The organism is Slackia equolifaciens (assembly GCF_003725995.1).
Classification (GTDB): Bacteria; Actinomycetota; Coriobacteriia; order Coriobacteriales; family Eggerthellaceae; genus Slackia; species Slackia equolifaciens.
This window is the reverse complement of record NZ_QIBX01000004.1, coordinates 105,712-131,011: the sequence shown is the minus strand read 5'-3', so window position 1 is coordinate 131,011 and position 25,300 is coordinate 105,712. Positions and strand designations below refer to the sequence as shown.

Genomic DNA, 25,300 nt, shown 5'->3' with positions numbered 1-25,300 from the left:
CGAGGCGAAGAGGGCAGCGTGATGGTGTAGAATGCAGGCGATCCTGGGCGATGTCCCGTTCGCTCGGGCGGGCCTGCGGCCCGCGCCTCCCGAACGGGATCTTGACACCAACAATCGGCACACTACCGGAAAGAGCAGATGTCTCTCGAATCGAGGGACCTCGAAGGTATCAATGACGTCTTTTTCGAACCGCCTGCATTGCGGGCGGTTCTTTGCGGCTTGCCATAGGCGGTGTTGGCGTGCATTCTCTTGGCAGCCGTTTCGTAAATGGCTATCTCTGAAGGACGTCGTTCGGTGTCGTCGTGTCGCTCTTCCCGAACATCAGGTCGAGCATGTCCTGCCTGTTGTTCACGCCGAGCTTTTTATATATGTGGGCGATGTGGGCTTGACGGTATTCTCCGCCAAGACGAGCTCTTCCTGGATGTAGAGGCGGGTCCTGCCGTTGCGGCAGGTGCGTCGAGGCGTGCAGGAAGGAGAACAAGCTTTCCGACGATACTCCCGACAGAAGGCGCGTCTCGTCCTTCCAGCGGCAAAGGGGAAGAACGTTCTTCATTTCCACCTCGTGCATGCATTGCGCGAATCCGAGTTGCATGGATGTGTGCCCCGCGGGCGCCATCTCCAAAGACGAGCACGGCCTGGTTCGCGTCGATTCGAACCGCTGCATCGGGTGCAAGTACTGCTTCCAGGCTTGTCCCTATGAGGTGCCGCGATACAACTCGGTGGCGATGGACAAGTGCGACGCCTGCCAGAAGGCCGGAGTGAAGATAGGGGAAGAGGACCCGTATTGCGTGCGAGCATGCAAGTTCGGCGCTTTGAAATTCGGGCCTATGGATGAGCTGCTTGAGGCGACGAACGAATCGGCGGTTCCTATAGCCGACATGAACGATCCGTCGTGCCTGGTGCTTGGAACGGAGTAGGGTATGGAGTTGCAATCGGTTTGGGGATGGCAGCCCGCTCTCTATCTGTTTCTGGGCGGCATGGGCGCGGGTGCGTTCATCATGGCGGCCATCTTGTATTTGAAGGACAAGGAGCATCACGGCAAAATCGTGTGCGTCTCCATGTGGGCGGCTGCGATTAGCCTCGTTGTCGGTCTGCTGCTGCTCCTCATGGAGCTGGTCACCCCGATACGCGGATTGCTGATGTGGCAGAGCTTCAGCCATTTCACGTCCTGGATGACCTACGGCGCATGGGGTGCCTTCGGGGCGATCGTGGCGTTCGGCTTGTCGGCGTTGCTCGCAACGCCGCAGGTCAACGCCTGGCTCGCCGAGAAACTTTCATGGTTTGGCCCGCGTGAGCGTTCCATCAGGACCGTGCTGGCCGTCATCGGAATGGTGCTCGGCGCGTTCGTGGCGTTCTACACGGGCATGCTGCTGATGGCTTCCGGCAGCGTTCCTTTCTGGGATACGCTGCTTCTGCCCGCCTTGTTCACCGTGTCGGCGTTCGACACGGGCGTGGCGCTCGTCGAAGTCGTGGCCATCGTTTTGGCCAAGAAGGAGGCGATTGCCTCCGAGGCGAAGCGCTTCATGGAGCGTTGCGTCGTGGTTCTCGTTCTGGTCGAGGCGGTCGTGCTTGCGGTTTTCCTGGGCACCGCCCTTTCCGCCGACGCCTCGAGCGCGACAGGCGCTGCGGCCGCTGCATCGGCGTCCATGTTCGTCTCGGGGCAGTTGGCGGGATGGTTCTGGGGTCTCGTGGCGGTTGTGGTGATCGCGCTTCCGCTCTCCATGGCGCTGCGCGGACTTCTCGCCAAGGAGGGTCCCAAGAATCCGCAATCTGTCGGGTCTTTCGAAGGGGCTGAAGAGGCGTCTTGCGCTTCGAGCGAATCGGATGATGCGGCCGTCGTCGCGGGCGGGGCTCAGGCGACGGGAGATGGGCGGGCCATCTCGGGCAAGTCGAGCATTGACGTTCCCACCTTGGTGGGCGCGCTCGGAGCTCTTGTGGGCGGCTGCGCCCTGCGCTTCCTGGTGCTTGCCGCCGGCGTGCATGCCGACGTCGTCGCGGAGACTATTTACAAGATGATCAACTGATTGCAGGAGGGCAATCGGGAGACAGGGGCCGTTCGTTTCGCGGGCGGCCTTTTTTGCATGCGGGTGCCTATCGAATGTATTGGCGGAGCTAGATTTTCCCTGAAGGCAACTGACGTCGATTTCGCTGGCGTTAAGTGCTTTATACGGAGAATTGGGATTTGTGGCGAAGCCGATTCTTATGGCGGATTGAGCCCTACGGGAGGGGCGACCTGGCTTCGGGGATTTCAGGAGAGACTTCGACGAGTGCGTGGTTCATTAGGGCACGAGGAGGCGGCGGGTTAAACTGGGGGGAGCTGGCTTAGGTCGTCTCTATTGGACGCGTTCGAGAATTGGGCTGCAGTTTAAAATTGGAGATTCCTTTTGTATTGCTATTGATTTTGGTCGTTGGCCAAGGCTCCAATCGATTTCCCCTAGCGCTATCGCCCACGTTCGCTCTCCACGATGCTGATGAGTTCTTGCTGAGAATGCACATTAAGTTTGGTGTAGATGTGGCGTACGTGAGTTTTCACGGTGTTGTGCGACAGAACGAGCTTTTCTTGGATAATGGGGCTGGTACGGCCGCGTGCCAGCAGTTTGAGCACGTCAAGCTCTCGGCTGGTCAGACCAAATTGATAAGCCACCGCATCGCACGCCTCATCAAAGTCCCCGATGTGCGCGTTCTGATTGCCATGCGTTTGCACGCTTGGGATTTCAGATGTTTGTGCGTTCGGAGCGTCGAACATACGGGAATCCAAACGCGTGCTTTCACTGATTGTGGTTGTGAAGCTAGGGAATACGGATGGCTTGCTGTCGACGACAAGGGTGTCATTGGGCGTCGGTCTTGCATCCGCAGCGTTTTGGACGGCTGGCGCGACTTCGCCTCCTGGCACGACAATGCTGAGGGTGAGTCCGGACGCAGTTGCAATATCGGCGAGCAAATCGGCTTCGGTCCCGATTTCTGCTTGCTCGTCCACTGGGGTGGTCATTCGTACTTTTCGCAGCACATTCGTGCTCGCCGTCGACAGCGCTATATCATCTGGGCGTGCCTCTTGCGCCGCATTCTTGGTCGCTGACGGCACCGAGTCGTTCGGGCGCCTATCCCAATTCGCGTCAAATTCCGCATCCACATGCGCAGGCACCACGCTTTCGATGGTTGCCGTAAAGCTGAACCGTCGCAGCGCTACGTAGTTATAAGCCATGAATGCGAACGTCATGGCGAAGGTTGCCCAGAGCGACAGAATCGGATTAGTCTGGGCGGCAGATGCGATTCCCTGCGCGATGAGTGCTCCTGTCCCGACACCAACCCATTGCGCAGCAAATGCTATCGCCGACGTTGACACTGCGCCCAGCTTGTTGCGCGCTCCCACGCTTGCAATCAGGTAATACATCACCACGGTGAAGCAGTCGGTGCCTGCGTTCAAAAGCACGGTATGAGATTGCGCGCTTACGACATCCGTCGCGCCCAAAAGTGGCAGAGGAGTGAATAAAAACCCTGCGAACACCAGCAGTACCGCCGTGCGGTACGCGCTGTCCGCCGGAAAGGCATCTTTGACGCCCGCCAGGCATAGAAGCGCAATCACGGGTGCGCAAGAAGCCATGAATCCCAGCAGCGTTTGATTGGTTTGGCTTGCGAACGAGTACCCGCACGCTATGTTGAAGAGCAAGATCGATACATATATGTAATTAGAAATAGGAAGATACGACGAAGGGCTGGTAACGGTAAGCACGGTAGGCGCGGACGTATCGCGCAGAGGGCGCATGATGGCGCGCGCATCGCGGCGCATGAGCGCGTAGCTGCATGTCAGCAGAGCGGAGTACAGCGCAGCAGCAATCGGTAAAGGACGAGCCAGTCCGCTTACGTCCAAGACGATATGCGCGCCGTAGGTAATCAAGAACGCGTTGAGGATTACCATTCCTGCGCGTCGTGCCCCGATATTGGTAAGTGCTATACCCATCAGCACTGAAAACCATACGTAGCTTATGCCGCCAAAAGGGCTGCCTATTACCAGCATCGGGGACGATTGGATGGAAATACCCAGATACAGAGCTATAACCGAGCCCATCGAAAAGACAAGACATATTCCTGACCACACGCCTTCCGCCATGATCGAGGGCTTGCGGTACGCCACGACGGCGAACACAATCGAGCCCGCTGCGCCAAAGTACGTGGAAAGCTCGCGTGCCACAGGGCAGGTTTGGGCGACCGCGGGGAACAGTGATGCATTGAGTACGTATGATGAAAGCAGCAGGCATGCAAGCGCTGCGCACAATGCGATGCCGGACGGAAGCGCTCGCGAAGAAGACATGCTTTGAGCGTGCGCGATAAAAGCCATAACCTTCCCTTCTTGTGCAGCCTATTGGGTGAAAGTATATCTCAATACCACCCCAACACCACTTAGGGCGCCCTGTGAGCATCTCACCCTCTCAAGGCTATTTTCGATAATGGAAAGTGTAAAAGGCCAGTTCGTAGATAAGTGAAAAGGTTTCGCGTTGCCAGGGTGATGCAGTGCGAGCACGAGGACGATAAGGTGTGCGGCATCAAACGGACGTTCATCGTCTGCGTTGATGCAATGGGTGCGATTCCCGGGGATGCACCAGCGACAAAGGAGGGAATCATGAAGAAGAATCAAGGAATCTCGCGTCGTAACTTCCTCACCGGCGCCGCTCTTGGTGGGGCTGCCGTTGCGGGGCTGGGGCTGGCATCGTGTTCGCCCGCTCAACAGGGCGCAAGCTCCGAGGGCACTGTATCCGAAGGCACCGCTGCCGCTGCCGTCGATTGGCTGGGTGTAGAGCCCGAAATCGCCGATGCCGACATCGTGAGCACCGAGCAGACTGACTTTTTAATCATCGGTGCGGGCACTGCAGGCATGTGCGCGGCAGGCACCGCAGCCGACTTGGGTATGGACTTTATTCTCGCCGAGAAAAACGACTGCGTCACTGAGACGCGCGAGTACTGGGGCATCGTCAATTCCTCGGTGGCGCTTGCTCAGGGTGGCGAAGTGGATGGCATGAAGCTTCTGAACGAGCTTACTCGCTACGCATCTGGTAAATGCAGCCAGGACGTCATCAAGATGTGGATCAACGAATCTGCCGAGCTGTTTGAGTGGATGGATCCGATGATGGTTGCCGCCGAAAAACAGGCGATTGTTGATATGCCGAGCGACCACGCAACCGGCGGAACCGACTACTATCTGCCTGTGTTGCAGCATGTCTATCTGCCCCCGTACACTCCTCCCATGCGGAACGACATTTTGTTGTCACATGTGCAGGAAACCTCTGCCGACAGCGTGCGCTTTGGATACGCTTTGGTCAAGCTCCTGCATGACGAGAGTGGCGTGACCGGTGCAATCTTTGAAACTGACAATGGCTACGTGCGTGTTGAAGCTGCCAACACTCTGCTTGCCACGGGTGGCTACCCTGCCAACCCCGTGATGATGCAGGCACTACAGCCGGCAGCTGTCGGATGCTGCACCTCATCGAGCTTCAATCCCTCCGATGATGGCCTCGGCCTACGTGCTGGTCTATGGGCGGGCGGTGTGAAAGACCCTGATCCTGCTCCCATGATTTTTGATCGTGGCGCTGTTGAGGTGGGCGTGGACTGCGGATACATAGGTGAGGGCGAGTCTGCAGCATTTCCCGGCACCATCTATCAGGAAAATATCGGCAGTCAGCCATTCATGAAGGTGAACCGCAACGGCGTGCGTTTTGCCAATGAGTCTGCGCCATATGACACACTGTGTTTCCAGGCTGCGCAGCAGCCGGGTGGCGTGTGGTGCCAGGTGTTTGACGCTAACGCTCCCGAAGACATCATTCGCTTCAGCACCATCGGCTGCTCCGCTTATGCCAACCAAAGCATGGCCGCGGGCGTGTCAATTGAGGAATTCTGCGCTACGTCGGTCGAGGCGGGTATCCTGAAGGTCGCCGATACCATCGAAGGTCTTGCTGATCAGTTGGGCTTTGAGGGTAGCGCCAAGGAGGCGTTCCTTGCGCAGGTGGAGCGCTACAACCAGCAGTTTGACGCGCAAGTCGATGATGACTACGGCAAAGAAGCGTACCGTTTGTCTGCTATTCGTGAGGCTCCGTTCTACGGTCTGTGGTTTGGTGGCACGCTTCTCACCACCTGCGATGGTCTGCGCATCAACGGTGATTGTCAGGTGCTTGGGGCAGACGGTGCGCCCATTCCTGGCTTCTATGCGGCGGGCGATGTATCTGGTAGCTTCTTCTCGGGTAACTATCCCGAGTACATCGTGGGTGTGGCGTCGGGGCGCTCGTCCACTCAGGGCCGTCATGTGGCGCGTCTGCTGGGCGGCGATCTGTAGATCGTGTTGCTTGGGCGTGAAGTGGGTATGACGTCTTGCCGTGGTTTCGTTTAGAATCAGCCTGTGATGCATTCATCGGAGATCGGTTTTGGTTGGCGCACAATCCTTTCCATCTCATCAATTTATAGCTCCTTTCGCGGCGCCTGCACCCCTCCGCAGGCGTCGCTTCTTTGTTTGCATGAAGACTTTGCTCGACTTTTGAGTGAAGATTGGGCGCACACAAGCGCCGTTGTATTGTGGTGGTTTGATACCACCTGCCTCGGAAAGATTTTGTCGGCATATTCCAGTGCGGCTACATCGTCTTGGCATTTGTAAACCGCTTCGATTCAGGGCATGGAGCCATCTTCTCTTAGCGTTTTGCTTGGCATGCTGTTCGTGAGTGCCTGTTCTCACTCGGCGACAAAACGCCTTTCGCACCGTTGGCGTATAAATCCATGAGAACGGTTTTGCTAAATGCTTTTTGGACGAGCGTCAATTGAGCGAGTGACTTTTGATGCAGCCTACTTTGGTGGACAACTCTCGAGTTGGTATTATATGCATCTCAAAGTGGGCGTACATTCAAGGGACGAACTGCGCGCCGTTCTTGAGGAAATAGCGTCGCAGCGTCTAGGATCGTAGGGGTTGCGCAAGCGACGGGGCGGGTTCGGCAGGTGCGACGAATCCGGTGAATGCGGCTGGCATGGCGGAATCGGCAATCATCTCGGTTCTGCTTGTTTCTGTTTCACGCCCATGCCCCGTTCAACTCGGATTGGGTGGTGGGCAGGGAATCCTTCTCCAAAAAGCATTTCGTGACGCTGTGAGACGCTGGCTTGGGGATGGTGCGGACGAACATGTGCCCTCTCAATTCAACATTTAGGTAACGTGCGAAATAACTTGTGAGATAAGTTGACAATGAAGCACTTAGATTTTATATTGTCAATCGTGCAGAAAGGCTCAGCGCCTTAGATGCATGCAGATTGCACGGTCTGGCAACGCGAGAATCGCATGGCCTTGGCAGTGCGGGGGCGAGCAATCGCAAACATGCAAAAGCGCGAACCTGCTGCAACCGATACAGGTAATAACAGTCGGCGGGGAAGCCCGCCACGTGAGGCCGCTTGAAGCGGGCGCACGGCAAGCCAGTGAAGCGAGGGCGATAAGCCCAAGCGGGGCGAAGGCAAGGCGAAGGCCAAACGGGTCAGAGCCGAGCGCGGCAAGCCGGGGCGCAGCGCCAGGCGGTCTCGCACGAAAGAGAGGACTGAGAAATATGGGCAAGATTCTGGGTATCGACCTGGGCACCACCAACTCCGCCATGGCAATCATGGACGGCAACAACCCCGTCATCCTGGAAAACGCCGAGGGCGACCGCACCACCCCGTCCGTGGAGGGCTTCCGCAAGGATGGCGAGCGCGTCGTGGGCAAGCAGGCCAAGAACCAGGCTGTCACCAACCCCAAGAACACCATTTCTTCCGTCAAGCGCTTCATCGGCCGTAGCTACGATGAGACCGCCGAAGAGCGCAAGACCGTTGCCTACTCCGTGGTGAAGGGCAAGGACGGCCGTTCCGTCATCGACATCGACGGCAAGGATTACACGCCGGAGGAGATTTCGGCTATGGTTCTGCAGAAGCTGAAGGCTGACGCTGAGGCCAAGGTCGGCGAGACCATCACCGAGGCCGTCATCACCGTGCCCGCGTACTTCAACGACGCGCAGCGCCAGGCCACCAAGGACGCCGGCAGGATCGCCGGTCTCGAGGTGAAGCGTATCATCAACGAGCCCACCGCTGCTGCTCTGGCCTACGGCTTGGACAAGACCAACAAGGATCAGAAGATTCTGGTGTTCGACCTGGGCGGCGGCACGTTCGACGTGTCCATTCTGGAGCTGGGCGACGGCGTGTTCGAGGTTCTGTCCACCAAGGGCGACAACCACCTGGGCGGCGACGACTGGGATCAGCGCGTCATCGACTGGTTGGCCGACAAGTTCAACAGCGATCACGGCGTTGACCTGCGCAAGGACCCCATGTCGCTGCAGCGTCTGAAGGAAGGCGCCGAGAAGGCCAAGATGGAGCTGTCCAGCACCTCGCAGACCAACATCAACCTGCCGTTCATCACTTCCATCGATGGCGTTCCGCAGCACCTGGACTACACGCTGACCCGCGCCGAGTTCGAGCGCATCACGCGTGACCTGCTCGACCGCTGCAAGCAGCCTGTCGAGGGTGCCCTGAGGGATGCCGGCCTGACCTCCAGCCAGATCGACGAGGTCATCCTGGTGGGCGGCTCCACCCGTATGCCCGCCGTGCAGGAGCTGGTCAAGACCATGACCGGCAAGCAGCCCAACATGTCGGTGAACCCCGACGAGGTCGTGGCTATCGGCGCGGCTGTTCAGGGCGGCGTGCTCGCCGGCGACGTCGAGGGCATTCTGCTGCTGGACGTCACCCCGCTGTCGCTGGGCGTTGAGACCATGGGCGGCGTGATGACCAAGATGATCGACCGCAACACCACCATCCCCACCCGCAAGACCGAGATTTACTCCACGGCCGCCGACAACCAGACGTCCGTCGAGATTCACGTTCTGCAGGGCGAGCGCCAGATGGCCGCTGACAACAAGACGCTGGGCCGTTTCCAGCTGACCGGCATTCCGGCTGCCCGTCGCGGCGTGCCTCAGATCGAGGTCACGTTCGACATCGACGCCAACGGCATCGTGAACGTGTCCGCTAAGGATCTGGGCACCGGCAAGCAGCAGCAGATCACTATCAGCGGCTCCACCGCTCTGTCTGACGACGAAGTCGACCGCATGGTCAAGGACGCCGAGGCTCATGCCGCCGAGGACGAGGCTCGCAAGGCCGAGATCGAGGCTCGCAACAACACCGATTCGCTGGTGAACGCCACCGAACAGACCCTGTCTGACCTGGGCGACAAGGTTCCTGCCGAGACCAAGCAGGCTGCCGAGGACGCCATCAAGGAGGCCAAGGACGCTTTGGCCGGCACCGATATCGAGGCCATCAAGGCTGCTGGCGAGAAGCTTCAGCAGGCCGGTTACAAGCTGGCCGAGGTCGTGTACAGCACGCAGCAGGCCCAGGGCGCCCCGGGTGCTGCCGGCGCTGCCAATCCGGCCGACGACGGTCCGATCGAGGCTGACTACGAGGTCGTGGACGACAAGAACGAAGGTAAGTAATCATGGCTAAGGACGACGCCAAGAAAGTCGCCCCCGAGGCTCGCGAGATTCCCATCGAGGGAAGCGACGACAAGAACGAAGGGGCCGCTGCTGCCAGCGGCTCCGCCCCTCAGGCAGAAAGCGCCAAGGCGCAGGATGCCGAATCCGCTGCGGCGGAGAAGGCCCCTGAAGGTGCCGCCGAAAAGGCCGAAGACGCCGATATTGCCGCCGAGGCCGATGCCGTGGTCGAGCAGGCCGAACGTCTTGCCAAGGCCGAGCAAGAGGCCGCGGCGCTTCGCGACAAGTACCTTCGCCTGCAGGCGGATTGGGACAACTATCGCAAGCGCACCGCTGCTGAAACCGATGAGATGCGCGCTCGCGCCGCCGAGAAGCTCATGAACGATGTGCTTCCCGTGCTTGACGATTTCGAGCGCGCCATCGCTCATGCGGAAAAGAACGGCGAGGCGGGACTGCTCGATGGCGTGAAGGCCATCAGCACCAAGCTGAACGGCGTTTTCGCGAAGCACGGGCTTGAGGCGATCGATCCCGCCGGCAAGGCGTTCGATTCGCTCGAGCATCAGGCGGTCGCCACCGTGGATGACGCCAGCGTGCCGGACGAGACCGTGGCGCAGGTGTTCCAGAAAGGCTATCGCCTGGGCAAGAAGGTGCTGCGTCCCGCAATGGTGACGCTTGCCACCGGCGGCCCCAAGCGCGAGCCGGAGCCCGCAGAAGGCGACGAGCAAGAATAGTAACTGTAGGAAGGCGGGCAGGTTGTCCGCCTTCCGTGTAAGAGAACTGGTTCGTGGAAGAATCAGCAAAGTGGCAAACAGGGCGTTCGTGGTGGAGCAGATTGCCTTGAAGGTTCTGCGTTCCTGACAGGAGCGACCTTGTGGTCGTGACTGTTCGACCAGCCCAGTGGGCTGTCGAATTTCCAGTCAGGTGAGCGAGAGCGAACGTCCTGAATGGCGAAGCCAGTCAGGACGTTCTGAAAGGCAAGATGCCCGCCACGGGCGACCGTCAGGATGGAAAGGTGGTGGATCGTGGCTGCGACTCCGGATTACTACAAGACGCTCGGCGTGTCTCGCACCGCCACCCAGGACGAGATAAAAAAGGCGTACCGCAAGCTGGCACGCACGATGCATCCCGACGCCGGCGGTGACGAAGAGAAGTTCAAGGAAATCAACGAGGCCTACGAGGTCTTGTCGGACGAGAAGAAGCGCAAGCTGTACGACCAGTACGGCACGGCAGACGAGCAGCGCATTCCTTTCGGCGGCGGTCAGGGCTTTAGCGGCTTCGGCAGCTGGGCCGACATCCTTGAAAGCATTCGCCGCGGCGAGGGCGCATTCGGCGGCAGCTGGGATATCGGCGATATTTTCGGCGGCGGCTTCGGCGGCCAGCAGCGTGGCGGCTACGGCGGATACGGCGGATACGGCGGAGGCTATGCTCCGCGCCCGCAAAAGGGCCGCGACATGAATGTGACGCTCAATGTGAGCTTTGACGAGGCGTTTCATGGCTGCACAAAGAAGGTCAGCGTGAAGCTTCCCGGTGCGGCGGCTGCCGAAACGCTCGACGTGAAGGTGCCTGCGGGCGCTGTTGACGGCGGGCGCGTGAGGTTCCGCGGCAAGGGTGCCGCGGGCACGAACGGCGGCGAAAACGGAGATCTGCTGGTGACCACGCGCATCAGCCCGCATCCGGTGTTCTCGCGCGACGGTGCCGACGTGCTGATGAATGTCCCCATCACGATGGCCGAGGCCGCGTTGGGTGCCGATGTCACGGTTCCCGCACCTGATGGCACGAAGATTCGCGTGCATGTGCCTGCGGGATGCCAAGACGGCACGGTGCTGCGCGTGAAGGGCAAGGGCGCTCCCAACGTCAAGGGTGGCGAAACCGGATCGCTGCGTATCACGCTGCAGGTCCAGATTCCTAAGAGCATGACGCCCGCTCAGGAGCAGGCCATGCGCGATTTCCAGGCGGCTTGCGAGGCCGCCGGGCAGGATGTGCGCGCCGGTCTGAATGTGAGATAGGCGATACCGCCGGCGCAACGTCGGCGGGGGACGCACGAAGGTGCGCAAACGTTTTCGCAGGCCAGCAGGGTGCTGCGAAGTAGGTTGGAAGGAATGGTGAATCATGGCCGACAGGGATACACCGCTGTACATGATTGGCGTAGCGGCCCAGCTCGCCGGGGTGCATCCCCAAACGCTGCGCATCTACGAGCAAAAAGGCCTGGTGACGCCGCAGCGAACGAGCGGCAATACGCGCATGTATTCGCAGGCCGATATCGAAAGGCTGGAATTGATCAACGAACTCACCAGCGAGGGCATCAACCTCGCCGGCGTTATCCGCATCCTCGACCTTAAGGGCCGCATCGACGAGCGCGACAAAGAGATCGACGACCTCCACAAGAAGGTCCGCCGCCTCGCCGACCGCGTGCACGAGCTCGAGACGCGCGAGAACGTAACGGCGCTCATGCTGCCCGAACCACGAGCGATTCGCAGACTCAACTAAGGTGGAGACAGGGTTTCTCTGACGGAGCAGATTGCCTTGAAGGTTCTGCGTTCCTGACAGGAGCGACCTTGTGGTCGTGACTAAAGGAACGCAGGTTCTGAAAGGCAAGATGCCCGTCAGAGGAAGCCGTCAGGAGGAATCATGAGATTAGACAAACTTGCAATTACGGCTCAGGAGGCTTTTCAGGCTGCAATGAGCATTGCGAACGACGCCTCGGCGGCGCAGATCGAGGGCATCCATCTGCTCAAGGCGTTGCTCGACTCCGGAGAGAACAACCTCTCCGCCATCATCAAGCGCGTCGGTGCCGATCCGGCGCAGCTCAAGCGCAACGTCGATGCCGCCATCGAGAACGCGCCCAAGGTGACGAGCGGCGGGCTTGGCATGGCCATCCCCTCGCAGGGCCTGATGAAGACCATCGACAACGCGGTGAAAATCGCCGAGAAGATGGGCGACAGCTACGCTACGAGCGAACACCTGCTCATCGCGCTGGCCGAAGACGGCGGCGAGGCGGGCAAGCAGCTTAACGCGTTGGGCGTCACGCGCAAGACGGTCGAGGAGGCCTACGAGAACCTTCGTGGCGACGCGCGTGTGACCGATCAGCAGGGTTCTATCGAGCTCGATGCACTGAACCAGTACGGCCAGAACCTCACCCAGCAGGCCCGCGAGGGCAAGCTCGACCCGGTGATCGGCCGCTCCGAGGAAATCCGCCGTACCATCCAGGTGCTTTCGCGCCGCACCAAGAACAACCCGGTGCTCATCGGCGAGCCCGGCGTGGGCAAGACGGCAATCGTCGAGGGCCTGGCCCAGCGTATCGTGGCGGGTGACGTGCCTTCCAGCCTGAAGGATCGCGACATCATCGCGCTCGACCTGGGTGCCATGGTGGCAGGCGCCAAGTACCGCGGCGAGTTCGAGGACCGTTTGAAGGCCGTGCTGCGCGAGGTCAAGCAGAGCGAGGGCCGCATCATCCTGTTCATCGACGAGCTGCACACCATCGTGGGCGCCGGCTCTACGGGCGACAGCTCCATGGATGCGGGCAACATGCTCAAGCCTGCGTTGGCTCGCGGTGAGCTCCACGCCATCGGTGCCACCACGCTCGACGAGTATCGCAAGTACATCGAGAAGGACGCCGCGCTCGAACGCCGTTTCCAGACGGTGCTGGTGGGCGAGCCTTCGGTGGAGGACTCTATCGCCATCCTGCGTGGCCTGAAGGAGAAGTACGAGATTCACCACGGCGTGCGCATCACCGACGGCGCCATCGTGGCCGCGGCGGAGCTGTCCAACCGCTACATCGCCGACCGCTTCCTGCCCGACAAGGCCATCGACCTGATGGACGAGGCGGCCAGCCGCCTGCGCATCGAGATCGACTCTATGCCGGAGGAAATCGATGCGGCCGAGCGTAAGTACACGCAGATGCAGATCGAAGAGCAGGCGCTCATGAAGGAGGATGACCCCGCCAGCAAGGAGCGTCTGGAGGAGCTGCGTCGCCAGATGGCAACCGACAAGGAGTCGCTTGACGCCCGCAAGGCTGAGTGGCGCAACGAGAAGGACGCCATCGAGAACGTGCAGCGCCTGAAGGCCGAGATCGACGCGGCGCATGTGGAGGAGGAGCAGGTCACGCGCGAGGGCGATTTGGCCAAGGCTTCCGAGATCCGCTATGCGCGCATTCCTGAACTGCAGCGCCAGCTGGAGGCTGCTGAGGCGGCTGTGAGCGCTAAGCAGGGCGACGGCGCCATCCTCAAAGAGGAGGTCGGCGAGGAGGAAATCGCTGAAGTCGTGAGCGCGTGGACGGGCATCCCCGTGTCCAAGATGATGCAGGGCGAGATGGCCAAGCTGGTCGATCTGGAGGACAAGCTGCACGAGCGCGTCATCGGCCAGGACGAGGCCGTGAAGGCCGTGGCGGGCGCTATTCGCCGCAACCGCGCGGGTCTTTCCGACCCCGACAGGCCTATCGGCAGCTTCCTGTTCCTGGGCCCCACGGGTGTGGGCAAGACGGAGCTCGCCAAGGCGCTGGCTGAGTACCTGTTCGACACCGAGCGCGCCATGGTGCGTATCGATATGTCCGAGTACATGGAGAAGTTCAGCGTGCAGCGTCTGATAGGTGCGCCTCCGGGATACGTGGGCTACGACGAGGGCGGCCAGCTCACCGAGGCCGTGCGCCGTCGCCCGTACTGCGTCATCCTGCTCGACGAGATGGAGAAGGCGCACCCGGATGTGTTCAACATCCTGCTGCAGGTGCTTGACGATGGTCGCCTGACCGACGGCCAGGGTCGTGTGGTCAGCTTCAAGAACGCCGTGATTATTATGACGTCCAACGTGGGCAGCCAGTCCATCAGCGAGTTCAGCCGCCAGAACGAGGGCGAGAACATGGGCAACCTGATGGAAGACATGATGTCCGGCAACATGGCAAACGCCGCCAAGAAGCTGGCCGAGCTCCAGAACCAGATTCAGGATGCACTGCGCGCTACGTTTAGACCTGAGTTCCTGAACCGTATCGACGACGTGATCACGTTCAATCCGCTCACATCGGCCGAGATGGAGCCCATCGTGGAGCTGCAGCTCAAAGACGTGCGTGCGCGTCTGGCCGACCGCCGTATCACGCTCGAGGTGCTGCCTGCTGCGGTGGAGCAGCTTGCCATCGACGGCTTCGATCCGGTGTATGGCGCTCGTCCGCTGAAGCGCCTGGTGCAGCGCGAGGTGGTGGACCGCATCGCCAACGAAATGATCGCGGGCCACGTGATGGAAGGCTCCAAGGTGACCATCGATATGGACATCGTGGAAGGCTACACCTGTCAGGTTGAGAATCCGCAGGTAGTAGAGAGCGTGCGGTCGAGCGAGCCCGCCGGCGGCACTTACGAGGTGCCGCAGGAATAAGGGCGGCTATTTCGCTTGCCGAACGAAAAAACGAAGGGCCGCAGGCAGTTTTCAGATGCCTGCGGCCCTTTTTTGATGCCGTTCTTCCTCGTTCTGCCCAAGGCAGTTTGCAGGGTGCCCACCACAATCTCTTATCGCGGAACAATTCGATATGCATGGCTGTTCGCGATTGTTCCCCTTCGACAACGGTGCGGCTCCTAACAACGGGATCGAGGTTGTCGAGCAAATGAATGCTGGCTTGATGGAGAGCGGTTTCATTCAGCAGGCTGACACCATTGAGGAGCTGGCGGAGAAGCTCGGTCTCCCCGCCGATGCGCTCGTTGCAACGGTCGAGCGAAACAATGAGAACTACGACAACCAGGAAGACCCTGACTTTAACAAGGAGCCTTTCCGCCTCTCGCCCGTTCGCAAGGCGCCGTTCTATGGCATTCGAAATACGGGCATGCTGCTTGCCACCATCGACGGAATTAACATTAACTCCTCGATGCAGGCGTTGCGCGAAGACGGCACGCCAATCGAAGGCCTTTATGTGACCGGCAACGATTCAGGTGCGTTTTTCTCGGGTACGTACCCCAATCTTGTCACCGGCCTCGCCTGCGGTCGCACGATGACTTTCGGTCGTATGGTGGCCAAACAACTTGCCGCCCAGTAGGCAATCTACCGAAGCATTTCGCTTGCGGCTTAGCGTCGCGAGCCCCCTCCTAGAGGGCGAGCGTCCCTTTTTTGGATGCTCGCCCTTTGTGTTTCCATCGTTCCAGCTACTTATCCTCATCGAACGAGTTCCACGGGGCGAGCGGGTTTTCGCGCGTGTCGCCTAGGCGCAAGAAGTAAAGCGTTCGCTCCTTTTCGTCTGCGGTATAGTACAAGCAGCAATGCGTCTTGGGAACGATGGCACGTCGGCATGGCATGGGCGGTTTTGTGGCGGCGTAGGACGGATTGTATACGCGCGCCATGGTGGGGAACATCTCCAAAAGATCAATCGTATGGCTGACATACGCTTTTATGAAAGGGGAGAGGGATTCGAACCGACAGTCAAATTCATCGTCAAAATACGACTTATATGGACGTTCCTCTTTTACAATGATTTTGCTTCCGGATGGGCTTTCGTCCAGTGTTCTTCCAGTTCTTCCCTTGTCACATAGTGGCCCGCCTTCATCCTCTCGTACGATTGCGTAAGCTCTCTCGAAAGATGCTCGTAGTAATTGCGACACAGCGCGTCGAACTCTTCCTGCGTGCGTACCGAGGGCGTGTCTGCCGAGGTGAGTTTGAAGGGGATGCCCTGTTCGCGCACCACGGCGCGGGCGAATATGTTGATGGCCGTGGAGGGGCTCAGCCCGATTTCTTTGCACACAGCGGTGAATTCGCGCTTGAGCGTGTCGTCCATGCTGATGGTCATAGGCATGATGAGGCCTCCTTACTTTTGTTTTGTTGCCATATATTATACGAGAAATCCCGTATTTTATACGTATAAAACACGTAAGGAGATTGGCAGCAAAGCGCGCATGTGAAAAGAGGGGGAAACGGGGCGCAAAGCCATCCATGGGCGGGCTCCTTTCTTGCGACTGAATCCAGCATAGCCTGCAACCCTTGCCAAACCCTTTCCCAATCCTTACCCGAATCTAGCTGGAATTTGAATCGAACCACGCCGGCGTCCACGCCATTTTTGACCCAGATTCCCTCTATGTTTGCTCTCCTGTCGACAGATTTACCTCCCTCTTGCATATACCCCCAAAGGGTATATAATGCGCTCAGGATGATGATACCCCTAAGGGGTATAGGAGGTTGCATATGGCTGAAGAATACAGGGAAGAGGCGGAAGTCGTTGACGCGTGCGAAACCGCCACGCGCGATTGCTGCTCGTGCCGCCACAAGAACACCGAGCGCACCGAGGCGTTCCAGGCCGATATCCAAAAGCGACTCAATCGAGCGATAGGCCAGCTCAACGGAGTAAAGGCAATGATTGAGGACAATCGCTATTGCGGCGACGTTCTCACGCAGCTCGCAGCCGCCGAGAGCGCCATCCACCGTACTGCGGAAATCATCCTGCAGGATCATATGGAAACCTGTGTGGTTGAGCAGGTGCGGGCCGGCAACGTGGAAGTGGTGGATGAGGCCATGAAGCTGATCAGGAGGTTCATGCGATGAAGGCGACCTTCGACGTTACCGGCATGACATGCGCGGCATGCAAGGCGCGCGTAGAAAAGGCGACTGCAAAGGTGGACGGCGTAGAGTCCGTGGCGGTGAACCTGCTCAAAAATAGCATGGAGGTGGAATACGCAAGCGATGAGCCCGAGGTTGTTGCCCAGGTGAGCGCCGCCATCTGCGCCGCCGTCGACAAAGCGGGCTATGGCGCGCTGCCTCGCACGGATGCAGCGAAGGCGGCGGACGGGCTGGGCGGTGCGCAAGGCTCGTCGGCCGCTCCTTCGCCTATGGCGGCACAGCAAAGGTCGAGCGAACTTGCTGTCGCAAACGAGCGCCACATGCGTATGCGCCTCATTGTGTCTATCGTATTCTGCGTGCCGCTGTTCTATCTGGCCATGGGGCACATGGCGGGCGCGCCCATTCCAGCGTTTTTCCAAGGCGATGCCGGGATGCTGCCCTTCGCGCTCACCCAGTTCCTGCTCTTGCTGCCGGTCATCTTCGTCAACTTCAAGTACTTCAGCGGCGGCTTCAAGAGCCTCATTCATGGCGCTCCCAACATGGATTCGCTCATTGCTCTGGGCTCGGCTGCCTCAACCATCTACGGTATCGCGATGCTGTACGTTATGGGCGCGGCGCTTGGCGCGGGCGATATGGCAGCGGCGCACGATGCGTCCATGAATCTGTATTTCGATTCTGCCTCTATGATTCTGACGCTCATCACGTTGGGCAAATACTTCGAGGCCCGCGCGAAGGGCAAGACCACGGGCGCCATCGAGGCCTTGATGGATCTTTCCCCCAAAACGGCTACGGTAGTGCGGGGCCAGGTAGAGGCGGAAGTGCCCATCGAGCAGGTGCGCGTGGGGGACATCCTTGTGGTCAAGGCCGGCGAAAGCGTGCCAGTCGATGGCATTGTGCTGGAGGGATCGGCCTCCGTTGATGAATCCGCCATCACGGGTGAGAGCGTGCCGGCGGAAAAGGCCGCGGGCGACAGCGTGACGGGCGCCACCATCAGCCGCAGCGGATGGATGAAGATGCGGGCTCAGCGTGTGGGCGGCGATACCACCTTGGCGGGTATCATCCGCATGGTGGACGAGGCTACCAGCACTAAGGCCCCCATCGAGAAGATGGCGGATAAGATCAGCGGGATTTTCGTGCCCGTGGTTATCGGTATCGCCGTCCTCGTGTTCGTCGTATGGATGGTAGCGGGCGGTACGTTCCAAGCCGCTCTGACCCACGCTATCACCGTGCTGGTCATTTCTTGCCCGTGCGCGCTTGGCTTGGCCACGCCTACCGCCATCATGGTGGGAACGGGTCGCGGCGCCACGCATGGCGTGCTCATCAAATCGGCCGAGGCGCTGGAAACCGCTCACGACGTGAAAACGGTCGTGCTCGATAAGACGGGCACCATCACGCGCGGCGTTCCAAGCGTGACGGCCGTGACGTGCGCCCCGGGGGTTTCGGAGGCGGACTTTTTGCGCATCGCCCTTGCCGTAGAAAAACCTTCCGAGCATCCGTTGGCGCAGGCGGTGGTGGCGTATGCAGAGGCGCGCACTGGCGCCGCGGGCGAAAGCGGGGAGCAGTGCGGCAAAACGGGAAATGCGGGGGCGTGTGAAACGAGGGGCAACGATGTCGCTGCGGTGTGCGGCGATGTGCGGGTGACTGACTTTGCCCAGGTTGCGGGCGGAGGAGTGCGCGGCGTGGTTGACGGAGCGATGTGCGTTGCGGGCAACGCGCGCCTTATGAAGAGCGAGGGCGTCGATTTGGGCACGCTTGTTCAGGCGGGCGATCGTGCGGCAGATGAAGGCGCCACTCCGCTCTACTTCGCGCGTGACGGCAAGGCGCTTGGACTGATCGCCGTGGCAGACCAGGTGAAGTCCACGAGCGCGCAGGCAATTGCCGAACTCGCAAGTATGGGCGTGAACACCGTCATGATCACAGGCGATAACGAGCGCACCGCTCGTGCCGTGCAGCAAAAGTGCGGCATCGGCCAGGTGATTGCTGGCGTGCTGCCTCAGGATAAGGCCGCCGAAGTAGCGCGCCTCGCACAGGACGGCCGCGTCGCCATGGTGGGCGACGGCATCAACGATGCCCCTGCGCTCGCTCGGGCGGATGTGGGCATCGCCATCGGCGCCGGCACCGATATCGCTATCGAAAGCGCCGACGTGGTGCTTATGAGGAGCGACCTTTTGGATGTGCCTGCGGCCATCCAACTGTCGCGTGCGACGATGCGTACCATCAAACAGAACCTGTTCTGGGCGCTGTTCTACAACGCCATCTGCATTCCCGTGGCGGCAGGCGCGCTCAGCTGGGCGGGCGTTAATTTGAACCCGATGATCGCCGCCGCGGCCATGAGTCTGAGTTCAGTGTGCGTGGTGAGCAACGCGCTGCGTTTGCGCGGATGGAGGCCGAAGTTTGCGCATACGGGCGTGGCGCGCAAGGCGGCTGTTGCGGCAACGGCGGGCGGGCCCCTCTCGGATGCGGGCGATGCTCCTTCGCCTGCGGATGCGCCTCGCCTTCAGGCCGCATCGACCGAGGCGGCCCTGGGCGCCCAAGATGGCGCCGACGCCGAATTCAAACCAGGTGCTTTCGATTCGCCGTCTGCTCGTACGGCGACGGCGAATGATGATAGCAAGAGCAGTATCGAAGGAAAGGAATCCATCATGGAGAAAACCCTACATGTAGAAGGCATGATGTGCCAAAACTGCGTCAAGCATGTAAAGAAAGCCCTCGAGGCGGTCGAGGGAGTGACCGCGGCGAACGTCGATCTGGACGAGAAGAGTGCCGTGGTTGAGCTTTCCGCCGAGGTGCCCGACGAAACGCTTGTTGCCGCCGTTGTGGAAGAGGGCTACGAAGCCGTTATGGCTTAACGTCCAGCTCCGTCGAAGGTGCCATGAGCTCCCCGAGCGTCGGTCGGAGGCTTTCTGCTCGCCCTCGCCTTTGGACGAGCCTGAGGCCGGCCGAACCGGTCGGGAACTTTGTGGAGCCATTTGGGCGTGGACCCATGCAAGATTGGTGTCCGCTGTAAGCTACGGCAACAGTTGTGCCTCAATATATTCAATTTGACTAAAAGCGGCGGTCGAAAGGGCGCCGTTTTTAGTAAGCTAGCGCGTTGAGTAAAACATCGCGTTGATGAAACGCCAATGAACGGAGGTCCATATGGACGATACGCATGAGCACAGGGTTGAGTTCGGCGAAGGCATCCAGTCTGATGACGTGCAGATCACATTCCTCGAAAAGGCGAACACCGCCGACAACTCCGTCGAGGGCATTGCTACGCGCACGGAGTTTACGGGACATTTTGCTATCGACGGCTATGTGCTGCAGTACAACGACGGCCGCTATGTAGATGCCGGCCTTGGCGCCGATTTCGACGAATACAATGGTCCCACGCGTGCGTGGATCTGGTTCTCTGCGCCCGTGAACGATGCCGTGAAGGAGGCGTTCGAGGGGTTTTTCTCCGCCGAGTTCGGCGAGGATCGCCTGCGCATGGAGCTCGACCCTGAGACGTTTCTCAAGTTTGCGGATTCGAGTGCCTGGGGTGAATTCACCGAAGGCGGCGTGGAGGAAGAAGAGGAGGACGACCTCTCCGGCTTTCTTGGGTAGCCCGCACGCAAAGCGAATCGCATCCAATACAACTTTCGCATACGGACTCACGTTCAATACGACCCCCGTATCCGCAAAGCCGCCTTCGGGCGGCTTTTTGCGTCGTGCACGAAATGATGCGTTTGACAAAGCGGCAAAACCTTTAAGGCGCGTCGATTGCGCGCCGAGCAAAAGAACGCACTCGTCACGGTCCGGCAGGTTCTGCGCGACTTCGGTTTTGTTCCGCGTGCGAAAGAGCGCCCTAGTGCTGCGACTTATTGCGTCGGAAGGCGAAGACGCCGATGACAAGAAGCACCGCTGCCGCAACAACAACGGGCGCAACAACGACCAGAGGAATGGTTGCAGGCTGATGGGACGAACTATCCTCTTCAGGCGCCTCGACGATCTCGAATGTGGCGCGCGCGGTGCCGGAGCAGTTCCCGATGCCCTCGATTACGATAGTGGCAGTGCCGGGTTGAATATTGTTGCTATAGGTCACGGTGTAATCCACGTCGCGGGCAAGCTCGGACCCGTCGAGCTTGACGGTGGGGGTAGGGCAAATTTCCTCGCCCGTTTCCTCTTGGTCGGGGATCACGTCCACCGTGGCATGCGAAAGATCGCCGGGCAGAATGGTAAACGAGGTTTCGATGGTGCCCGTGTATGCGCCTTTGCCCGTGATTAAGACGCTCACCGTGCCGGGGTTCACGTTGTCGCCGGAAAATTCGACGTCAAAATCCTCGCCGGCGCGCAGCGTAGCGTTGTCGAGCTTGAGGGTGACCGTGGGCGTTTCGGGCTGACCGTTGTACATGACGTCCTGCAGGCCCTGCACGCGAGCGTGCGCGATGCTCACCGAACCCTCGGTGCCAAGCTGCTCCTGGTAGTTTTCGTACGTGAGCATGGAGGGGGCCAGCTCGTTGCGCAACGCCTCGGCGGCGCCCTCAAGGCCGCTTCGGCCCGATGCGTCGGCTGCGAACGCGGGTGCGGCTATGCATGCGGCAAGCAAGAAGGAGGCGGCTATGCCTGCAAGCGCTTTGCGAGCCTTGGGCATGGGTCCTCCTAACTTGGCTTCTGGCGCGCCCTTGGGCGTGTGATGGATATTTCGCACGATTATAATCCAGCCGCGATGCTTTGAGCTGGGGGCACAGGAGAAGTCCATGCCGAGAGGAGCGCGTTGGGGTAAGGCGGTGGCGGCGATGGGACTGGAATTCGGGCGTCGCATGGGTGCGCGGATGCGGACGGCGCGGGCATTGGACGCAATGTGGGCGTCGCGCGGATTTCCCGGGAAAGCGTGAGCGTCAGAGCGTGGCATGATATAGTGCCCCGGCTATGAATGAACAGAAGACATACCCTACGCCCCTGCAATATCTTGCTACGTCCGTCAAGCGAGTGCCCATTCCCATTGGCGCCCTCGCCTTGGGCCTCGTGGCTCTGGGCGGCCTTCTGCGCCCGTATTGGGAGCCTGCGGCCTGGATTTTTGGCGCCATGGCCGCGATTCTTTTGCTGATGCTGGTGGCAAAGACGGTGTTCTTCCCCCGCATGGTCAGGCATGACCTGGGCAACTCCATCTTTGCGAGCGTCGCGGTGGGCGCGTTCATGGCTGCCATGCAGATAGCCGCCCTGTTCGCGCCGCTTGCTCCGCAGGCGATGTTCGTGCTGTGGGTGGTGGCGGTTGCTGCCCATGCTTTGTGGATCGCATGGTTCACCTGGTCGTTCATTCGCAAATTCGACCTATCGCAGGTATTTCCCACGTACTTCGTGTGCTATGTGGGCATCATTGTTGCCTCCATCACGTCGCCGACATTTGGCCTTGAGGCGCTAGGCCGCGGCATTTGGTGGTTCGGGTTTGTCGCCTATATGGTCTTGCTCGTGGTTGTTACGCTTCGTTACGCCAAGCATGAGGCGCCCCAGCCGGCCAAGCCGCTTCTGTGCATCTATACCGCGCCAATGAGCCTCTCGCTCGCGGGATATTGTGCGGTGTTCGATCCCAATGCGCACGTGGCGGTGCTCATGGAGGTTCTTGCCCAGGCGTTTTTCGTATTCGTGCTGATCAAGCTGCCTCCCATGCTCAAGTTGCCCTTCTATCCCAGCTATGCGGCGTTCACCTTCCCCTTCGTGATAACCGCCTCCGCTTTGTCCAAAACGGCGACGTTGCTGGGAAATCCGATGTGGATGGGTGTGCTGCTTGCGGCGGAGACGGCGTTCGCTACCGCAATCGTGCTGTACGCCACGGCGCGTTACCTGGTGTTCCTGTTTAAGCCTGAGCGCGTAGCGATGGCCAACGATTTGGGCAACACGGCGCTTCCGGCGGGTACGCGCGATGTCTCCATGCGCGTGTTTTCGCCTCGCATTCGTCGCGCGTTGCTTGTGGCGGTGCGTATGCGCAAGATGGCGCGTCGTTTAAGGGCGCGCGGGTAGCCGTTCGTGCGAGAGGCGAGCAGGCGCTCTTTCCTCGTGCTCATTCAGTGCATGCGCCGTGATGCGCACCTGTACGGCTTTCTTGCTCACCTATACTTTTTGCAGGTCATTAAACGGCGGCGGTCTTGCGTATCGTCGCCTTGTTGCGAAAAGAGGGGATTATGCATACCTATAAAACCCATGGCACCTGCTCTCGCGCCATCAGCTTCGACGTCCGTGACGGCCGCGTGTACGATGTGAGCTTCATGGGCGGCTGCAACGGCAATCTTAAAGGCATCGGCAAGCTTGTGGAGGGCATGCCGGTTGAACAGGTGATCTCCACGCTCGAAGGCACCACCTGCGGTTTTAAGCCCACGAGCTGCCCTGATCAGCTGGCTCAGGCGCTGAAAGAGGCAAGGTAGTGCCGCGGAACGGGCGCGCTCGCGTTCTCATCGCCTTGCGCACGCTGACTCTGGATGCGGCGGGTCGCTGTTTTTGAAATGAGTAGAACGATAGAGCTGACCGGCAAGGAGTGCCTTGCTGGTCAGCTTTTTTCTGCGGGGCTTTCCGTTTCCACGCCGAGCATGTCGAAGAGCTCTTGGCGGGTGTGGATGTCGAGCTTCTGGTAGATGTGGCGCACGTGCGCCTTCGCCGTTCCGTTGGCGATGAACAGCTCGCGTTCGATGATGCCCACGGTTTTACGCTGCGCCAAAAGCAGCAGCACCTCTTCCTCGCGGGCGCTGAGCTTGTATGCCCTGGCGGTTGCGGCCACGCGCGATGCCAGCTCGTGCTTGCGCTCTGCGATGGACACTTCGGGGGCCTTCTCGTTCGGCTCGTTCTGGCCGTCGCTGCGACGAACCATCTTTACGCCCCAGCTGCTGGACAGTTCACCCTCAGACATCAGGATCATTGTGGCCGCCACGACAGCGATGGCGCTAACGATGCTGATGAACACCTCACCGTTGCCGCCGAGCAGGTTGAGCGCATGGGCGCCGTCGGTCACGCCGCGGCCGAGCATCATGAAAATCTGCCGGATGCCGCGTTCGATGCCAAACAGCCAGATGGCCGAGGCTCCGTAGCGATAGCACAGATTTGCCACGATGAGCATGATGATAATGGATTGCATGGTGTAGCCTGCCGATACGCAGAAGCTGCTCGCCGCTCCGCCCATGAAATTGAACGAGGGCAAAAGCAAAAGCGCGGCAACGGTAAGGGGCAGCGCTACGCGATACACGAGCCCGAAGTCGAACCGCTTGCCGCGCGCCGCTACGCCAAAGAACACGGCTAACGCTCCCACTACCGTGCCCGGCGAGGAGTGCGGTCCAAACGACCCTTCGTATGACGCCATCTCCAGCATGCCGTACGCAAACGCGTATGTGGCCATGAGCAGGATAGCCTTCCAGGGCACCGAAAGCTGTACCCATACCGTAGAGGGCCGTTCGGATTTGGGCAGGCTGTCAAACCCGCTGCGTGCGCACAGGAGCGACACAAGCGGCAGAAGCGCAGTCATGACAAAAAGCCACGGGAATGCGAACCCGCGATAGATATAGATGACTATGGCGCCGGCAGCAATGGCAAGCGAGTAGTACGAAGCGACGCGCATGGGATTCAGACATCCGTAGAGCTCGCTCCAGAGCAAGATGAGGAACGCGATTCCTACGCCTCCCGTAAGTGCGCCTATCGGCGCGAGTAGCCCTGCGAGCTCGGGGCGCATGCATGCCGCGAAGACGCAAACCGTGGATGCGACGAGCAGGATGCCGCTTGGCACGTAGATGCCTGGCTTGTTGAAGAAGGGGCCTATGCGTTTTGCGAATGCGGCGCAGACAAGCGACACAACGACCATCGTCGCGTCGAAAAGGTCGCGAGCGGATGCCCCAAAAGGAAAATCCACGAACGAGCCCACGAACGCGATCTCAATCCATGCGCGATAGATTCCCAAGCCCAAAAACGCCAGCGGAACCACGGGGATGAACCCAAAGAGAAGAGACGTGCGCGCGTCGTCCGATTTCTCGTCCGGTTCGGCTTGCATCGCCTGAGATTCATCTTGCATGGTGCCTCGTTCGGACGCATGCGCATCCAAGGCCGCTTGCGTGCGGGCCTCGTTTGGCGCTTCGGTGCTTTCTTTGACGGTGTTTGTCAAAAGTCCCCCTTTAATCCTCCCTCGCGGCATTGTAAAGGAAAACGTAGGGTCGCGCATTTGGGCATTCTTGCGTAAAAGCGAGTTTTCCCAGGTAAATGAGGGGGTTATAAAAAGGGTTAAAGGAAATAGACCTACTAATTTCTCATTTGGACGATGGCGAAAGAGGAACGGTTCCGTATTGTGAGGCCTGCCTCTTGGGGAGGCGTGCCCGTGGATG

At 59.8% G+C, this 25,300-nt stretch carries 20 protein-coding genes; 14 read left to right on the top strand and 6 right to left on the bottom strand.

The window, feature by feature from the left end; all coding sequences use genetic code 11:
• Positions 1 to 271 precede the first annotated feature (271 nt).
• Positions 272 to 553, bottom strand: a complete 282-nt coding sequence (locus DMP06_RS11685; RefSeq protein WP_245962369.1) for a hypothetical protein — start codon at positions 551 to 553, stop codon at positions 272 to 274.
• A gap of 13 nt (positions 554 to 566) precedes the next feature.
• Between DMP06_RS11685 and DMP06_RS04125 the strand changes: the two genes are divergently transcribed.
• Positions 567 to 917 (top strand): 4Fe-4S dicluster domain-containing protein, encoded by a 351-nt coding sequence (locus DMP06_RS04125; RefSeq protein ID WP_274542716.1) that lies wholly within the window; start codon positions 567 to 569, stop codon positions 915 to 917.
• Positions 918 to 920: 3 nt separating this feature from the next.
• Positions 921 to 2,024, top strand: a complete 1,104-nt coding sequence (gene nrfD, locus DMP06_RS04120) for an NrfD/PsrC family molybdoenzyme membrane anchor subunit (RefSeq protein WP_123208493.1) — start codon at positions 921 to 923, stop codon at positions 2,022 to 2,024.
• 416 nt (positions 2,025 to 2,440) lie between these two features.
• Here nrfD and DMP06_RS04115 read toward each other — a convergent pair whose 3' ends face one another.
• A complete protein-coding gene (locus DMP06_RS04115) occupies positions 2,441 to 4,336 on the bottom strand; it encodes a response regulator transcription factor (RefSeq protein ID WP_245962367.1) in 1,896 nt (631 codons plus the stop codon).
• A gap of 282 nt (positions 4,337 to 4,618) precedes the next feature.
• Here DMP06_RS04115 and DMP06_RS04110 point away from each other — a divergent pair, with 282 nt between their 5' ends.
• From DMP06_RS04110 to DMP06_RS04080, 7 genes are all read left to right on the top strand, one after another.
• Entirely contained in the window at positions 4,619 to 6,322 is a 1,704-nt protein-coding gene (locus DMP06_RS04110) for an FAD-binding protein (RefSeq protein WP_123208491.1), read from the top strand.
• A 1,243-nt stretch (positions 6,323 to 7,565) separates the two neighbouring features.
• Entirely contained in the window at positions 7,566 to 9,470 is a 1,905-nt protein-coding gene (gene dnaK / locus DMP06_RS04105; protein ID WP_123208479.1) for a molecular chaperone DnaK, read from the top strand.
• A gap of 2 nt (positions 9,471 to 9,472) precedes the next feature.
• The gene (grpE, locus tag DMP06_RS04100; protein ID WP_123208478.1) at positions 9,473 to 10,198 is read left to right on the top strand and encodes a nucleotide exchange factor GrpE; all 726 of its coding nucleotides are present in this window, start codon (positions 9,473 to 9,475) and stop codon (positions 10,196 to 10,198) included.
• 291 nt (positions 10,199 to 10,489) lie between these two features.
• Entirely contained in the window at positions 10,490 to 11,473 is a 984-nt protein-coding gene (locus tag DMP06_RS04095; RefSeq protein WP_123208490.1) for a DnaJ C-terminal domain-containing protein, read from the top strand.
• A gap of 103 nt (positions 11,474 to 11,576) precedes the next feature.
• A complete protein-coding gene (locus DMP06_RS04090; protein WP_123208477.1) occupies positions 11,577 to 11,954 on the top strand; it encodes a heat shock protein transcriptional repressor HspR in 378 nt (125 codons plus the stop codon).
• A gap of 141 nt (positions 11,955 to 12,095) precedes the next feature.
• Entirely contained in the window at positions 12,096 to 14,825 is a 2,730-nt protein-coding gene (gene clpB, locus DMP06_RS04085) for an ATP-dependent chaperone ClpB (RefSeq protein ID WP_123208476.1), read from the top strand.
• Between the two features lie 241 nt (positions 14,826 to 15,066).
• Positions 15,067 to 15,477, top strand: coding sequence for an FAD-binding protein (locus tag DMP06_RS04080; protein WP_245962366.1), 411 nt, complete (start codon positions 15,067 to 15,069; stop codon positions 15,475 to 15,477).
• A gap of 106 nt (positions 15,478 to 15,583) precedes the next feature.
• Here DMP06_RS04080 and DMP06_RS04075 read toward each other — a convergent pair whose 3' ends face one another.
• Together DMP06_RS04075 and DMP06_RS04070 are read right to left on the bottom strand one after the other, a co-directional pair.
• Positions 15,584 to 15,778 carry a hypothetical protein gene (locus tag DMP06_RS04075; protein WP_148042489.1) on the bottom strand — a complete coding sequence of 65 codons (195 nt, stop codon included), beginning with the start codon at positions 15,776 to 15,778 and terminating at the stop codon, positions 15,584 to 15,586.
• Positions 15,779 to 15,900: 122 nt separating this feature from the next.
• Entirely contained in the window at positions 15,901 to 16,227 is a 327-nt protein-coding gene (locus DMP06_RS04070; RefSeq protein ID WP_123208473.1) for a type II toxin-antitoxin system RelB/DinJ family antitoxin, read from the bottom strand.
• A 386-nt stretch (positions 16,228 to 16,613) separates the two neighbouring features.
• Here DMP06_RS04070 and DMP06_RS04065 point away from each other — a divergent pair, with 386 nt between their 5' ends.
• The 3 genes from DMP06_RS04065 to DMP06_RS04055 all read left to right on the top strand — a co-directional run bounded on the left by DMP06_RS04065 (position 16,614) and on the right by DMP06_RS04055 (position 20,570).
• A complete protein-coding gene (locus tag DMP06_RS04065) occupies positions 16,614 to 16,970 on the top strand; it encodes a metal-sensing transcriptional repressor (protein WP_123208472.1) in 357 nt (118 codons plus the stop codon).
• Complete coding sequence (locus tag DMP06_RS04060) at positions 16,967 to 19,834, top strand: heavy metal translocating P-type ATPase (protein ID WP_123208471.1); 2,868 nt, start codon at positions 16,967 to 16,969, stop codon at positions 19,832 to 19,834. The genes DMP06_RS04065 and DMP06_RS04060 overlap by 4 nt, the downstream gene beginning before the upstream one ends.
• Before the next feature lie 289 nt (positions 19,835 to 20,123).
• Entirely contained in the window at positions 20,124 to 20,570 is a 447-nt protein-coding gene (locus DMP06_RS04055; protein WP_123208470.1) for a hypothetical protein, read from the top strand.
• Positions 20,571 to 20,811: 241 nt separating this feature from the next.
• Here the strand turns inward: DMP06_RS04055 and DMP06_RS04050 are convergent, their stop codons facing one another.
• A complete protein-coding gene (locus DMP06_RS04050) occupies positions 20,812 to 21,597 on the bottom strand; it encodes a hypothetical protein (protein ID WP_123208469.1) in 786 nt (261 codons plus the stop codon).
• 278 nt (positions 21,598 to 21,875) lie between these two features.
• On the opposite strand from DMP06_RS04050, the gene DMP06_RS04045 reads away from it, so the two are divergent.
• Together DMP06_RS04045 and DMP06_RS04040 are read left to right on the top strand one after the other, a co-directional pair.
• The gene (locus DMP06_RS04045) at positions 21,876 to 22,964 is read left to right on the top strand and encodes a TDT family transporter (protein ID WP_123208468.1); all 1,089 of its coding nucleotides are present in this window, start codon (positions 21,876 to 21,878) and stop codon (positions 22,962 to 22,964) included.
• 161 nt (positions 22,965 to 23,125) lie between these two features.
• A complete protein-coding gene (locus tag DMP06_RS04040) occupies positions 23,126 to 23,365 on the top strand; it encodes a TIGR03905 family TSCPD domain-containing protein (protein ID WP_123208467.1) in 240 nt (79 codons plus the stop codon).
• 122 nt (positions 23,366 to 23,487) lie between these two features.
• Here the strand turns inward: DMP06_RS04040 and DMP06_RS04035 are convergent, their stop codons facing one another.
• Positions 23,488 to 25,083 (bottom strand): helix-turn-helix transcriptional regulator, encoded by a 1,596-nt coding sequence (locus DMP06_RS04035; RefSeq protein WP_245962365.1) that lies wholly within the window; start codon positions 25,081 to 25,083, stop codon positions 23,488 to 23,490.
• Positions 25,084 to 25,300: the final 217 nt, after the last annotated feature.

Excerpts from the sequence above, each read along its gene's own strand:
- DMP06_RS11685 (WP_245962369.1), bottom strand. The coding sequence starts at position 553 with ATGAAGAACGTTCTTCCCCTTTGCCGCTGGAAGGACGAGACGCGCCTT.
- DMP06_RS04125 (WP_274542716.1), top strand. The coding sequence starts at position 567 with ATGCATTGCGCGAATCCGAGTTGCATGGATGTGTGCCCCGCGGGCGCC.
- nrfD (WP_123208493.1), top strand. The coding sequence starts at position 921 with ATGGAGTTGCAATCGGTTTGGGGATGGCAGCCCGCTCTCTATCTGTTT.
- DMP06_RS04115 (WP_245962367.1), bottom strand. The coding sequence starts at position 4,336 with ATGGCTTTTATCGCGCACGCTCAAAGCATGTCTTCTTCGCGAGCGCTT.
- DMP06_RS04110 (WP_123208491.1), top strand. The coding sequence starts at position 4,619 with ATGAAGAAGAATCAAGGAATCTCGCGTCGTAACTTCCTCACCGGCGCC.
- dnaK (WP_123208479.1), top strand. The coding sequence starts at position 7,566 with ATGGGCAAGATTCTGGGTATCGACCTGGGCACCACCAACTCCGCCATG.
- grpE (WP_123208478.1), top strand. The coding sequence starts at position 9,473 with ATGGCTAAGGACGACGCCAAGAAAGTCGCCCCCGAGGCTCGCGAGATT.
- DMP06_RS04090 (WP_123208477.1), top strand. The coding sequence starts at position 11,577 with ATGGCCGACAGGGATACACCGCTGTACATGATTGGCGTAGCGGCCCAG.
- clpB (WP_123208476.1), top strand. The coding sequence starts at position 12,096 with ATGAGATTAGACAAACTTGCAATTACGGCTCAGGAGGCTTTTCAGGCT.
- DMP06_RS04080 (WP_245962366.1), top strand. The coding sequence starts at position 15,067 with ATGGAGAGCGGTTTCATTCAGCAGGCTGACACCATTGAGGAGCTGGCG.
- DMP06_RS04075 (WP_148042489.1), bottom strand. The coding sequence starts at position 15,778 with ATGGCGCGCGTATACAATCCGTCCTACGCCGCCACAAAACCGCCCATG.
- DMP06_RS04070 (WP_123208473.1), bottom strand. The coding sequence starts at position 16,227 with ATGCCTATGACCATCAGCATGGACGACACGCTCAAGCGCGAATTCACC.
- DMP06_RS04065 (WP_123208472.1), top strand. The coding sequence starts at position 16,614 with ATGGCTGAAGAATACAGGGAAGAGGCGGAAGTCGTTGACGCGTGCGAA.
- DMP06_RS04060 (WP_123208471.1), top strand. The coding sequence starts at position 16,967 with ATGAAGGCGACCTTCGACGTTACCGGCATGACATGCGCGGCATGCAAG.
- DMP06_RS04055 (WP_123208470.1), top strand. The coding sequence starts at position 20,124 with ATGGACGATACGCATGAGCACAGGGTTGAGTTCGGCGAAGGCATCCAG.
- DMP06_RS04050 (WP_123208469.1), bottom strand. The coding sequence starts at position 21,597 with ATGCCCAAGGCTCGCAAAGCGCTTGCAGGCATAGCCGCCTCCTTCTTG.
- DMP06_RS04045 (WP_123208468.1), top strand. The coding sequence starts at position 21,876 with ATGAATGAACAGAAGACATACCCTACGCCCCTGCAATATCTTGCTACG.
- DMP06_RS04040 (WP_123208467.1), top strand. The coding sequence starts at position 23,126 with ATGCATACCTATAAAACCCATGGCACCTGCTCTCGCGCCATCAGCTTC.